The sequence below is a fragment of the Paracoccus sp. DMF-8 genome (assembly GCF_029309835.1).
GTDB lineage: Bacteria > Pseudomonadota > Alphaproteobacteria > Rhodobacterales > Rhodobacteraceae > Paracoccus.
In genome coordinates, this window is record NZ_JARJHL010000005.1 from 324,784 (window position 1) to 336,545 (window position 11,762).

Genomic DNA, 11,762 nt, shown 5'->3' on the forward strand with positions numbered 1-11,762 from the left:
GTCCGGTTAAACCGCGCATTTTCCGCATCAGGCCGCATGGGGACCCGATCCTTGCCGCGCACCAAAGGTTGCCGCCTGCGCCGCATCGCGCTACAGCCCCTGCAAACCTTGGAGGCCACGATGATCCCGCGCTATTCCCGCCCCGAAATGACCGCCATCTGGTCGCCCGAGACCAAATTCCGGATCTGGTATGAAATCGAAGCCCATGCCTGCGATGCCATGGCCGATCTGGGCGTGATCCCGCGCGAAAACGCCGAAGCCGTCTGGAAGGCGCGCGACGTGGAATTCGACGTCGCCCGCATCGACGAGATCGAGGCCGTGACCAAGCATGGCGTCATCGCTTTCCTGACCCATCTGGCCGAACATATCGGCAGCGATGAGGCGCGTTTCGTCCATCAGGGCATGACCAGTTCCGACGTGCTGGACACCACGCTGAACGTCCAGCTCGTGCGCGCCGCCGATATCCTGCTGGCCGATATGGACCGGGTTCTGGCCGCACTGAAAAAGCGTGCCTTTGAAACCCGGGATATGGTCCGCATCGGCCGCAGCCACGGCATCCATGCCGAACCGACGACGATGGGCCTGACCTTCGCGCGGTTCTATGCCGAAATGGACCGGGGCCGCGCCCGCCTGGCCGCCGCGCGCGAAGAGGTCGCGACCGGCGCGATCTCGGGCGCGGTCGGCACCTTCGCCAATATCGACCCCGCGGTCGAGGAACATGTCTGCGCCAGGCTGGGCCTGCGCCCCGAACCGATCAGCACGCAGGTGATCCCGCGCGACCGCCACGCGATGTTCTTTGCCACGCTTGGCGTCATCGCAAGCTCGATGGAAAACATCGCGATCGAGATCCGCCACATGCAGCGCACCGAGGTGCTGGAGGCCGAGGAATTCTTCAGCCCCGGCCAGAAGGGTTCCTCTGCGATGCCGCATAAACGCAACCCGGTGCTGACCGAAAACCTCACCGGCCTTGCCCGTCTGGTGCGCATGACGGTCGTGCCCGCGATGGAAAACGTGGCGCTTTGGCATGAGCGCGATATTTCCCACAGCTCGGTCGAGCGCGGCATTGCGCCGGATGCGACGATCACGCTGGATTTCGCGCTGAACCGCTTAGCGGGCGTCATCGAAAAGCTGGTCGTCTACCCGGAAAACATGCTGAAAAACATGAACAAGTTCAAAGGCCTGGTCATGTCTCAGCGGGTTCTGCTGGCGCTGACCCAGGCCGGCGTCTCGCGAGAGGATGCCTATCGTCTGGTCCAGCGCAACGCCATGAAGGTCTGGGAACAAGGCGCTGATTTCCGCGAAGAACTGCTGAAAGACGCCGAAGTCACCGCCGCCCTTTCCGCAGAAGAAATCGACGAGAAATTCGATCTGGGCTATCACACCAAGAACGTCGGCCGGATTTTCGCGCGGGTTTTCGGCGAAGGCGTGACCGGCTAACCTGACGTTAGGAATTCCGTGCCATCCTGCCCCGAGGATTGACGATTCGGGGGCAAGAATGACGCTGGATGCCGGCTTTGCGGCCAATGTGCTGACCTCCCGGCAGAAGGCCGCCATCGTCGTGCGCTATCTTCTGGCCGAGGGGGCGGAGCTTGACCTGCGGCAGTTGCCGACCTCGGTGCAGGCGGCGCTGGCGCAGGAAATGGCCATCATGGGGCTGATCGACCGCGAAACCCGTGACGCGGTCATCACCGAATTCTGCGACATGCTGGAAGCGGTGGGCCTGTCCTTTCCGGGCACCATCGACGGCGCGCTGGCGCTGCTGGACAGGCATCTGTCCGATGTGACCACCAACCGGCTGCGGCGCATGGCGGTCATGTCGGGGATCAGCGACCCCTGGGAACGCATCGCCGCCCTGCCCGCCGAAACCCTGGCTGAACTGGTCCGGGTCGAGGCGGTGGAAATCACCGCCGTCATGTTCTCGAACCTGCCCGTGCCCCGCGCGGGCGGAAATCTTCAAGCTGATCGACCCGGAACTGGCGCGCCAGATTGCCTGTGCCATGTCCCTGACCGGCGCGATCGAGGCGCCTGCCCTGCGCCGCATCGGTCTGGCGCTGGTTCAGGCCGCCGACGCCCTGCCCCGGCCCGCGCTGCCCGGCGGGCCGGTCGACACGGTCGGCGCCATCCTGAACTACGCCCAATCGAACACCCGCGACACGGTTCTGGCCGGTCTGGACAGCGATGACGCCGAATTCGCCGAAAACGTCCGCAAGGCGATTTTCACCTGGGCGCATATCCCCGCCCGCATCGACCCGCGCGACATCCCCCGCGTCGTGCGCGAAATGGATGCGGCGCTGATGACCAAGGCGCTGGCGGGCGCACGGGATCAGAACCTGCCCACGGCGGAATTCATCCTTGGCGCGCTGTCGACCCGTCTGGCCGATTCCATGCGCGAAGAAATGGAGGGGGTGGGCAAGGTTTCGGCCAAGGATGCGGAACTCGCCATGTCCGAAGTCGTCGCAACCATCCGCCGGCTCGAGTCAGAGGACCAGTTGATCATGATCGCCCCCGATGCAGAGGAGGAATGACCGCCAGAACCCTGCCCCGCCATCCGGCATGAAGGCACCCGATCCGGTCCGCCTGCGCATGGCCCTGTCGGCGGCCCGCCCCGCTCGTCCGACCGGCAACCCTGTCGACCCTTGCGGTGCCCCGCCAGTTTTCCTAGCTATCGACAGCGGACGAACAGCCGTCGCCGCAGGCCGTGCCGGAAACCATCCGATGCGTCGCCCCGCGCCCGGCAAGAATGGACAAGGCCATGACCAATCAGATCGCCATCGCCCTTGCCGCCGTCATCATCGCGGTCTTTGCCGCCGACATGGCGTTTTTCGGCGGCGACATGCCGCTGTTTCTGGCCAAACAATTCGTCGCCCTGATCGAATATCTCAGTTTCTGGCGCTAACATCGAACAGATTGCCGCGATCAGGCCATTTCACGCTTCTGGCCATTTGCAATCCCCGTGAATTGCAGGCTATTTGCAGCCGAAACCGGAATCAGTGGCGGAGGACTAGCATGGCTGTAAAAGTTGCAATCAACGGCTTTGGACGGATCGGTCGGAACGTGCTGCGCGCGATCATCAGATCGGGCCGGACCGATATCGAGGTCGTGGCGATCAACGATCTTGGCCCGGTCGAAACCAACGCGCATCTGCTGCGCTACGATTCGGTCCATGGCCGTTTCCCTGCCAAGGTGACCGTCACCGACGATCTGATCGACGTCGGCCGCGGCCCGATCAAGGTCACCGCGATCCGCAACCCGGCCGAACTGCCCTGGGGCGACATCGACGTGATTATGGAATGCACCGGCATCTTCACCTCGAAGGACAAGGTCCAGCCGCATCTGTCGACGGGCGCGAAACGCGTGCTGATCTCGGCCCCCGGCGACAATGCCGACAAGACCATCGTCTTTGGCGTCAATGACGACACGCTGACCGCCGATGACATCGTCGTCTCGAACGCCAGCTGCACGACCAACTGCCTGTCGCCCGTCGCCAAGGTGCTGAATGACACGATCGGCATCACCCGTGGCTTCATGACCACGATCCACAGCTATACCGGCGACCAGCCGACGCTGGACACGATGCACAAGGATCTGTATCGCGCCCGCGCTGCGGCACTGTCGATGATCCCGACCTCGACCGGCGCGGCCAAGGCCGTGGGCTTGGTGCTGCCTGAACTGAAAGGCCGTCTGGACGGCGTCGCGATCCGCGTGCCGACCCCGAACGTCTCTGTCGTCGATCTGGTTTTCGAAGCCGCCCGCGACACTTCGGTCGACGAAATCAACGCCGCGATCAAGGCGGCCGCCGATGGCCCGCTGAAAGGCATTCTGGGCTATACCGACGAACCGCTGGTGTCGTCGGATTTCAACCATGACAGCCATTCCTCGGTCTTCCACCTGGACCAGACCAAGGTCATGGAAGGCAAGCTGGTCCGCATCCTGACCTGGTATGACAATGAATGGGGTTTCTCGAACCGCATGTCCGATACCGCCGTCGCCATGGGCAAGCTGATCTGATCAGCACCACGACGACACGCGAAAACGCGCCCCTTGGGGCGCGTTTTTCATGTCGCGGGACCGTCGCAATCGCGGGATCAGCCGCGATGACCGCTCAGACGACGGACATTCGCCTTGGTGCGGCGGCGATAGGGACGCAGGGCGGCTGCCAGCACCTGATCGGCGCGCTTGCCACGCGCGGCGGCGCTGATCGCGGCGCCCATCGCCTCTTGCGCGGCATCGGCCTTTTCCAGGACCATGCGCTGAGGTTCCATGATGTCCTGGCGCATCAGTCCCATCATTCCGGCGGTCCGCATCATGATGACCATTTGCAGATCCCAGGTGATCTGCGCGACATGCCGCCAGATCGTCAGGGGTGCAAGCATCAGTGCCGGATCAAACATTCCGGGTTTCATTCACGATATTCCTTTCCTGTCGCGTTATCGTCATGCTTGGCATGTCGTGAATCTTTGCCAAGTTCGACTTTTGGCCAGGATGGGCCTCTTCATTGTCCCCGCAGCACCACCTATAAGGCCAGACCATGAACCAAAGCCTGCTCATCCGCCGCCCCGACGACTGGCACCTTCACTTGCGCGACGGGGCCATGTTGAATGCAATATGTGGTTATTCCGCACATTTCGGGCGGGCGATCATCATGCCCAATCTGGTCCCGCCGGTTGTCACGGGGGAACAGGCACGATCCTACCGCAGCCGCATTCTTGCTGCACTGCAGAAACACGTGACGTTGCGTCCGTTGATGACGCTCTATCTGACGGAAACCACCGATCCCGCCGATGTGGTGCAGGCGCATCGCGACGGGGTGATCGCGGCGGTCAAGCTGTATCCGGCGGGCGCGACCACCAATTCCGCCAGCGGCGTGCGCGATTTCAACAAGGTCCGCCCGGTGTTCGAAGCGATGGCCGAGGCCGGCATTCCGCTTTGCGTTCATGGCGAGGTCACCGACCCCGACATCGACATTTTCGACCGCGAGGCGGTGTTCATCGACCGCGTGCTGGACCCGATTCGGCGCAAGACCCCCGGCCTGCGCGTCATCATGGAACATATCACGACCAGTGACGGCGCGGATTATGTCCGCTCGCAGGACAATCTGGGCGCCACGATCACGACCCATCATCTGGTCATCAACCGCAACCATATCCTGGTCGGCGGGATCAAACCGCATTACTACTGCCTGCCCGTCGCCAAGCGCGAAAGCCACCGCATCGCGCTGCGTCAGGCCGCGACCTCGGGCGACCCGCGCTTTTTCCTGGGCACCGATTCGGCACCCCACCCCGATCACGCCAAGGAATCGGCCTGCGGCTGCGCGGGCTGCTTTACCGCGCCCAACACCATGTCGATCCTTGCCCATGTCTTTGAAGAGGACGGCGCGCTGGACCGGCTGGAAAAATTCGCTTCGCTGAACGGCGCGGCGTTCTATGGCCTGCCCGCGAATGACGACACCATCCGTCTGGTCAGGCGCGACACGCCCGCCACCTATCCCGCCAAAGTCCCCGCCGGCGATGACGAGGTCACCGTCTTCGACCCCGGCTTTCCGCTTTACTGGCATGTCGAGGACAACGCATGACCCTGCCCTTCCCCCCGCGCGAGGAAATCGCCCGCCTGACCGCCCGCATGCTTCTGGAAATCAAGGCGGTGCATTTCAACGCGGCCGAGCCCTATACCTATGCGTCGGGCTTGAAAGGCCCGACCTATATCGACTGCCGCAAGCTGATCAGCTTTCCGCGCATCCGTTCGACCCTGATGGATTTCATGGCGGCAACGGTGCTGCGCGATGCGGGTTTCGACGCATTCGACAATATCGCCGGCGGTGAAACGGCGGGCATCCCCTTTGCCGCGCTGGTCGCGGAACGGCTGGAACTGCCGATGACCTATGTGCGCAAGAAGCCCAAGGGTTACGGCCGTAACGCCCGCATCGAAGGCGCCATGACCGAAGGCCAGCGCGTGCTGCTGGTCGAGGATCTGACCACGGACGGCGGCAGCAAGCTGTCATTCGTCGATGCGATCCGTGAAACCGGGGCGGCTTGCGCCCATACGGCGGTGATTTTCTACTACGGGATTTTCAAGGGGACCGAGCAGCGGCTGGCCGATCACGGCGTCAACCTGCATTACCTGTGCACCTGGTGGGACGTGCTGGCCGAGGCCAAGGCGCAGGGTTTCTATGACGAGGCGACGCTGGCCGAGGTCGAAAGCTTCCTGAACGATCCCCGCGCCTGGCAAGCCGCGCATCCCTGATGAAAAGCCCCGGATATCGGGGCCTTTTTCATTTCAGAACATGGTGTTGTCATTCGCCGCCGTTTCCGGCACCGGCTGGATGACATCCCAATGTTCGACGATCTTGCCATCTTCGACGCGGAATATATCGACCACCGCCACGCCGCGATCAGCAGGGTTCTGTTTCGATATCACATGCAACCAGACCAGATCGCCATCCGCCGCGCTGCGCACGATGCGCGAACTGCGTTCGGGGTTTTTCTGAAAATTGTCCGAAAAGAATTCGATGATCGGCGCGCGCCCGTCCGGCACCGTCGGGTTGTGCTGGATGTAATCCTCGGCCACGAAACGCTCGGCGGCGGTCACGTCATGGTCGTTGAAAAAACTGTTGTAGAAATCAATGACCAGCGTGCGATTGGCCGCTTCCACTTGCGGGTTTCGGCAGGGATTACCCGATGAGCCGCCGCAAGCGGCAATCTCTGCGGTGGCGCTGGATGCGCCCAGCATCAGGGCCAGCGCGGCATGGCGAAGCTTGGGAAACGTCATGGAAGATCCTTGTGAAACCAGTTCGCACCCACCTTGCCCGCGAAGCCGTCGCGCCTCAAATCACGAAGCCGCCGACGGACCCGCTGATACGCCTTTCCCCGCCGGCCCCCTCTGGGCTAGTAAGAAGGCTTGAACCAAAGGAACGGAATCATGAGCGAGCTGCGCGCGGTCGAAATCAGGAACCCATCCGAGATTGCCACCGAGGCCGCCGCACAGGCCGTCCCCTTCTCGATCGAGGCGGAACAGCAGTTGCTGGGCGCGCTGCTGACCAATAACGAGGTCTATGACCACGTTTCGCGCATCATCAAGCCCGAACATTTCTATGATCCCGTCCACCGCCGGATCTATGAAATCTGCGCCGAGCGCATCACCCGCAATGCGCTGGCCAGCCCGGTCACGATCAAGGCCTTCATGGAAAACGATCAGGGGCTGAAGGATCTGGGCGGTCCCGCCTATCTGGCACGGCTGGCGGCGGCGGCGATTTCATCCCATGCGGCGCGCGATTACGCCCAGATGATCCGCGAATTCGCGCTGCGCCGCGACCTGATCGTGCTGGGCCATGACATCGCTTCCCGCGCAGCCACGGTCGAGGTCAGCGACCATGCCGAAGAACAGATCAAGGATGCCGAACAGATCCTGTACAAGCTGGCCGAACAGGGCGTGGCGGAACGCGGTTTCCAAAGCTTTCTGCATGCGGTGACGGGCGCGGTCCATGCCGCCAATGCCGCCTATAGCCGGGGCGGCGGGTTGTCGGGCGTGTCCTGCGGGCTGGTCGATCTGGACAACAAGATGGGCGGGTTGAACCGTTCCGACCTGATCATTCTGGCGGGGCGCCCCTCGATGGGGAAAACCTCGCTGGCAACGAATATCGCCTTCAACGTCGCCAAGGCGCATCGCACCGGCGAACTGCCCGACGGCAGCCACGGCACGGTCGCGGGCGGGGTCGTCGGCTTTTTCAGTCTGGAGATGTCATCCGAACAGCTTGCCGCCCGGATCCTGTCCGAAGCCGCCGAGGTGCCCAGTGAATCGATCCGCCGCGGCGACATGACCGAGGATCAGTTCCGCAGTTTCGTTCAGGCCGCGCATGACCTGCAGAACTGCCCGCTGTTCATCGACGACACCCCCGCCCTGCCGATCAACCAGCTTGCCGCCCGCGCCCGCAAGCTGAAGCGCACGATGGGGCTGGACCTGCTGATCGTCGACTATTTGCAGCTTTTGCGCGCCGCATCGGCCAAGGACAGCCGCGTCAACGAGGTGTCGGAAATCACGCAGGGCCTGAAGGCCGTCGCCAAGGAACTGGACATTCCCGTCATCGCCCTGTCGCAGCTGTCCCGCGCCGTCGAAAGCCGCGAGGACAAGCGCCCGCAACTGTCCGACCTGCGCGAATCCGGCAGTATCGAACAGGACGCCGATATCGTGATGTTCGTCTTCCGCGAGGAATATTACCGCGAACGTGAAAAGCCCGCCGACCACGATCTGGACAAGATGGCCGCCTGGCAACAGATCATGGAATCCTGCCATGGCAAGGCCGAGGTCATCATCGGCAAGCAGCGCCACGGCCCCATCGGCACGGTGGAACTGTCCTTTGAAGGGCGCTTTACCCGCTTCGGCAATCTGGAAAAGCATCGTAGCTGGGACCACGAATGAGCCTGCCCGTCCCGGCCGCGACCATCGGCCTGCTGATCGCGTCGAATGTCTTCATGACCTTCGCGTGGTATGGTCACCTGAAATACAAATCCGCCCCCCTGATCGCCGTCATTCTGGTCAGCTGGGGCATCGCCTTTTTCGAATATGTCATGCAGGTTCCCGCGAACCGCATCGGCCATGGCCATTTCAGCGCCGCCCAGCTGAAGACCATTCAGGAAGTCATCAGCCTTTCTATCTTTGCTATATTTTCATGGGCTTACCTGGGGGAACGCATGAGCTGGCAGCATGGGGTCGGTTTCGGCCTGATCTGCCTTGGCGCGTGGTTCGTATTTCATGACTGGACCTGAGACCGGGCGGACGCCGCCCAGCATCGTGACGCTTGTGGCGCTGGCCGGGTTGTCGGCACTGTCGATGAACGTCTTCCTGCCCTCGCTGCCCGGCATGGCCCGCTGGTTTCAGGTGGATTACGGCGTCATGCAGCTTTCCGTGTCGGTCTATCTGGCCGTCACCGCCATCCTGCAACTGTTCGTCGGCCCGATCAGCGACATGTTCGGACGCAGGCCGGTGATGCTTGGGGCGTTGGTGATCTTTCTGCTGGCCACCATCGGCACCTTGCTGGCGCCGACCGCCGAATGGTTCCTGGTGTTTCGCATGATGCAGGCGGTGATCGCCGCGGGCATGGTGCTGTCGCGCGCCGTGGTCCGCGACATCGTGCCGGGCGATGCGGCGGCCAGCCTGCTGGGCTATGTCACGATGGGCATGTCGATCGTGCCGATGCTGGCCCCGATCTTTGGCGGCATGCTGGACGAAGCTTTTGGCTGGAAAGCCAATTTCGCCATGATGGGTCTGTTGGGCCTGGCGGTGCTGATCCTGTGCTGGTTCGACATGGGCGAAACCTCGCGTCCCGGCGGCGTGCCCCTGCGCGCGCAATTCGCCCAATATCCGGTTCTGGCGCGGTCATGGCGGTTCTGGGGCTATTCCATCGTCGCCATGCTGGCCTCCGGGTCGTTCTTTGCCTATCTGGGCGGTGCCCCCTATATCGGGGAAACGGTGTTCCACCTGACCTCGTCGCAGGTCGGATACTGGTTCGCGGCGCCTGCGGTCGGCTATGCCCTGGGCAATTACATCTCGGGGCGTTATGCGGTCAGGATCGGGATGAACCGCCTGATCCTGCTGGGCACATTGGCATCGGTCCTGCCTCTGGCGGTGGTGCTGCTGGCCGATATCCTGGGCTGGCATCAGCCGCTGGTCTTCTTTGGCGGGGTGACGATGGTCGGGCTGGGCAACGGGCTGGTTCTGCCAAGCGCCAATGCCGGGATGATGAGCGTGCGCCCCGAACTCGCGGGCACCGCCAGCGGCTTTGGCGGCGCGATGATGGTGGCGGGCGGCGCGGTCATGGCGACGCTTGCGGGCGCCTTGCTCAGCCCGACCAGCGGCGCCGCGCCCCTGCTGTGGATCATGCTGCTGTCGGCTGTCGGTGCCCTTGTCACGATCCGTCTGGTGATAAAGCGGCAGAAACGGCTGGATCAGACCGGCTGACCCCCAGTTCCCCCCTTGCCTTGCCGGGTTTGCAAAGCCTATCCAGATATTTGCAAACCCGGCGGAGCGACAGATGGCCACGCAAAAGATCTATGCAGGCATCACCCTGCGCGAAACCAGGGCGCGCGCCCGCCTGACGCAGCGGGCATTCGCGCAAAGTCTGGGGGTGTCGCTGCCCTATCTGTCGCAGATGGAAAACAATCATCGCCCGGTGTCGGCGGGGGTGCTGCTGCGGCTGGCCTCGGAATATTCCATCGACCTTGGCCGCATGGCGGTCGGCGATGCCGAGCGCATGGCCGTCGATCTGGCCGAGGCGCTGGCCGATCCGCTGTTCGACACGACGCCCGACATGAACGATCTGCGGCTGGCCACGACCAACGCCCCGGCCTTTGCCCGCGCCTTTCTGGACCTGTATCGCGCCCATCGCGATGGGCAGGAACGGCTGGCCGCGCTGGACGAGGCGCTCGGCGCGGGCGCCCAGAACGCCGCCGCCTCGCCCTGGGAGGAGGTCCGGGATTTCTTTCACTCATTGCGACAATTACATCGACGCGATCGACCGCGCGGCGGAACGGTTCGCCACCACACCGCCGCAGATCCCGCCGCTGGAACGCGCGATTTCGGCGCTGAACGATCTTGGCCTGATCGTCGAAACCGCCGAACTGGGCGGCGGCCCGGTCTATCTGCGCGACGGGCGGCGCATCACCGCCAATGCCTCGGCCAGCCGCGAGACGCTGGCCTTTCAACTGAACCACCTGCTTGCGCTGGAAGCCTATGGCGACCTGCTCGAGGCGACGCTGGAACTGGCGCGTTTCCGCAGCGATGTCGCCCGCGACATCTGCCGCCTTGGCCTTGCGAATTACTTCGCGGGGGCGGCGATGATGCCCTATTCGCGCTTTCTGGCGACAGCACAGGCCGAACGGCACGATCTGGAGCGGCTGGCGCATCTGTTCCACGCCTCGCTGGAACAGGTCGCGCATCGCCTGTCGACCATGCAGCGCGCCGGCAGCAAGGGCGTGCCGTTCTTTCGTCCGCGTCGATCAGGCGGGCACGATCACCAAACGCCATTCCGCCACAAGGCTGCAATTCGCGCGTTTCGGCGGCGCCCGCCCCCTGTGGACCGTGCATCAGGCCTTTGAAACACCGACGCGTTTTCTGCGCCAACTGGCTCAGACTCCGGATGGCAAACGCTATCTGTGCCTGGTCGCGGGACGTGTCGAAACCGGGCGGGGCCTCTGGCGCGCCGATGCGGCGTTTCGCGATCTGTCTGGGCTGCGAGATCGAACATGCCCGCGACATGGTCTATGCCGACGGGCTGGATCTGGCGAACCCGCTGCAATTCGAGCCGATCGGGATTTCCTGCCGGATCTGCCCGCGACAGAACTGTCATCAGCGTTCGGTCCCGCCTGTCGACCGCCCGATCCTGATCCCGCGCGACCGTTCGGGCCCCCTGCCCTATACCTTCGACTGAGCGCGGGGGCGACCAATCACGGGGCGACCAATCACGGGGCAGATCGTCCGCCCTGCGTGCGTTCCGCGTCGGGGATAGGCAATCACGCGCAGTTGCCGCGCGCGGCGCTATCGGTCATGCAGGCCGCGCATCATTTTCAGCAGTGTCACATTTTTCGTTTTTCAGGCCGTTCCGCGTGACCTTTCTGGGCGAGATCCTTGGCCCCTCCGGCACGGCTTGGGCGAGATTTCGCCACATCACGACAAAGATCGGCCAGGCCTGTTGCAAGCAGGGCACGGCTCGGATTTATCCAATCCCCATACGCAACCGGCCCCTGCTTTCGGAAACAGGTTGCGACCCATTT

General features: G+C 63.4%; 11 protein-coding genes and 2 pseudogenes. 11 read left to right on the forward strand and 2 right to left on the reverse strand.

The window, feature by feature from the left end; all coding sequences use genetic code 11:
• The first annotated feature begins 120 nt into the window (after positions 1–120).
• The 5 genes and pseudogenes from purB (at position 121) to gap (ending at position 4,008) form a co-directional block, all read left to right on the forward strand.
• Positions 121–1,437 (forward strand): adenylosuccinate lyase, encoded by a 1,317-nt coding sequence (gene purB, locus PE067_RS05105; RefSeq protein ID WP_276188304.1) that lies wholly within the window; start codon positions 121–123, stop codon positions 1,435–1,437.
• 58 nt (positions 1,438–1,495) lie between these two features.
• Positions 1,496–1,777, forward strand: a pseudogene (locus PE067_RS05110) (hypothetical protein); the annotation flags it as partial.
• A gap of 220 nt (positions 1,778–1,997) precedes the next feature.
• Positions 1,998–2,525, forward strand: coding sequence for a FliG C-terminal domain-containing protein (locus PE067_RS05115; RefSeq protein ID WP_276188117.1), 528 nt, complete (start codon positions 1,998–2,000; stop codon positions 2,523–2,525).
• A gap of 227 nt (positions 2,526–2,752) precedes the next feature.
• Positions 2,753–2,896, forward strand: coding sequence for a hypothetical protein (locus tag PE067_RS05120; protein ID WP_276188118.1), 144 nt, complete (start codon positions 2,753–2,755; stop codon positions 2,894–2,896).
• Positions 2,897–3,006: 110 nt separating this feature from the next.
• A complete protein-coding gene (gene gap / locus PE067_RS05125) occupies positions 3,007–4,008 on the forward strand; it encodes a type I glyceraldehyde-3-phosphate dehydrogenase (protein ID WP_276188119.1) in 1,002 nt (333 codons plus the stop codon).
• A 77-nt stretch (positions 4,009–4,085) separates the two neighbouring features.
• Here the strand turns inward: gap and PE067_RS05130 are convergent, their stop codons facing one another.
• Positions 4,086–4,403 (reverse strand): antibiotic ABC transporter, encoded by a 318-nt coding sequence (locus PE067_RS05130; RefSeq protein ID WP_276188120.1) that lies wholly within the window; start codon positions 4,401–4,403, stop codon positions 4,086–4,088.
• A gap of 125 nt (positions 4,404–4,528) precedes the next feature.
• Between PE067_RS05130 and pyrC the strand changes: the two genes are divergently transcribed.
• Both pyrC and PE067_RS05140 read left to right on the forward strand, forming a co-directional pair.
• Positions 4,529–5,572, forward strand: coding sequence for a dihydroorotase (gene pyrC, locus PE067_RS05135; protein WP_276188121.1), 1,044 nt, complete (start codon positions 4,529–4,531; stop codon positions 5,570–5,572).
• Positions 5,569–6,240: an orotate phosphoribosyltransferase gene (locus tag PE067_RS05140; protein ID WP_276188122.1), complete on the forward strand. Its 672-nt coding sequence runs from the start codon at positions 5,569–5,571 to the stop codon at positions 6,238–6,240. The genes pyrC and PE067_RS05140 overlap by 4 nt, the downstream gene beginning before the upstream one ends.
• A gap of 33 nt (positions 6,241–6,273) precedes the next feature.
• Here PE067_RS05140 and PE067_RS05145 read toward each other — a convergent pair whose 3' ends face one another.
• On the reverse strand, positions 6,274–6,765 hold the full coding sequence (locus PE067_RS05145) for a nuclear transport factor 2 family protein (RefSeq protein WP_276188123.1): 492 nt from the start codon (positions 6,763–6,765) through the stop codon (positions 6,274–6,276).
• Between the two features lie 150 nt (positions 6,766–6,915).
• Here PE067_RS05145 and PE067_RS05150 point away from each other — a divergent pair, with 150 nt between their 5' ends.
• From PE067_RS05150 to PE067_RS05165, 4 genes and pseudogenes are all read left to right on the forward strand, one after another.
• On the forward strand, positions 6,916–8,412 hold the full coding sequence (locus tag PE067_RS05150) for a replicative DNA helicase (protein ID WP_276188124.1): 1,497 nt from the start codon (positions 6,916–6,918) through the stop codon (positions 8,410–8,412).
• Entirely contained in the window at positions 8,409–8,759 is a 351-nt protein-coding gene (locus tag PE067_RS05155) for a DMT family protein (RefSeq protein WP_276188125.1), read from the forward strand. Before PE067_RS05150 ends, PE067_RS05155 begins: the two co-directional genes overlap by 4 nt.
• On the forward strand, positions 8,746–9,951 hold the full coding sequence (locus PE067_RS05160) for a multidrug effflux MFS transporter (RefSeq protein ID WP_276188126.1): 1,206 nt from the start codon (positions 8,746–8,748) through the stop codon (positions 9,949–9,951). Before PE067_RS05155 ends, PE067_RS05160 begins: the two co-directional genes overlap by 14 nt.
• A gap of 73 nt (positions 9,952–10,024) precedes the next feature.
• Positions 10,025–11,419, forward strand: a pseudogene (locus PE067_RS05165) (short-chain fatty acyl-CoA regulator family protein).
• Positions 11,420–11,762 lie beyond the last annotated feature (343 nt).

Coding starts and splice junctions, on each gene's coding strand:
- purB (WP_276188304.1), top strand. CDS start 121: ATGATCCCGCGCTATTCCCGCCCCGAAATGACCGCCATCTGGTCGCCC.
- PE067_RS05115 (WP_276188117.1), top strand. CDS start 1,998: ATGTCCCTGACCGGCGCGATCGAGGCGCCTGCCCTGCGCCGCATCGGT.
- PE067_RS05120 (WP_276188118.1), top strand. CDS start 2,753: ATGACCAATCAGATCGCCATCGCCCTTGCCGCCGTCATCATCGCGGTC.
- gap (WP_276188119.1), top strand. CDS start 3,007: ATGGCTGTAAAAGTTGCAATCAACGGCTTTGGACGGATCGGTCGGAAC.
- PE067_RS05130 (WP_276188120.1), bottom strand. CDS start 4,403: ATGAAACCCGGAATGTTTGATCCGGCACTGATGCTTGCACCCCTGACG.
- pyrC (WP_276188121.1), top strand. CDS start 4,529: ATGAACCAAAGCCTGCTCATCCGCCGCCCCGACGACTGGCACCTTCAC.
- PE067_RS05140 (WP_276188122.1), top strand. CDS start 5,569: ATGACCCTGCCCTTCCCCCCGCGCGAGGAAATCGCCCGCCTGACCGCC.
- PE067_RS05145 (WP_276188123.1), bottom strand. CDS start 6,765: ATGACGTTTCCCAAGCTTCGCCATGCCGCGCTGGCCCTGATGCTGGGC.
- PE067_RS05150 (WP_276188124.1), top strand. CDS start 6,916: ATGAGCGAGCTGCGCGCGGTCGAAATCAGGAACCCATCCGAGATTGCC.
- PE067_RS05155 (WP_276188125.1), top strand. CDS start 8,409: ATGAGCCTGCCCGTCCCGGCCGCGACCATCGGCCTGCTGATCGCGTCG.
- PE067_RS05160 (WP_276188126.1), top strand. CDS start 8,746: ATGACTGGACCTGAGACCGGGCGGACGCCGCCCAGCATCGTGACGCTT.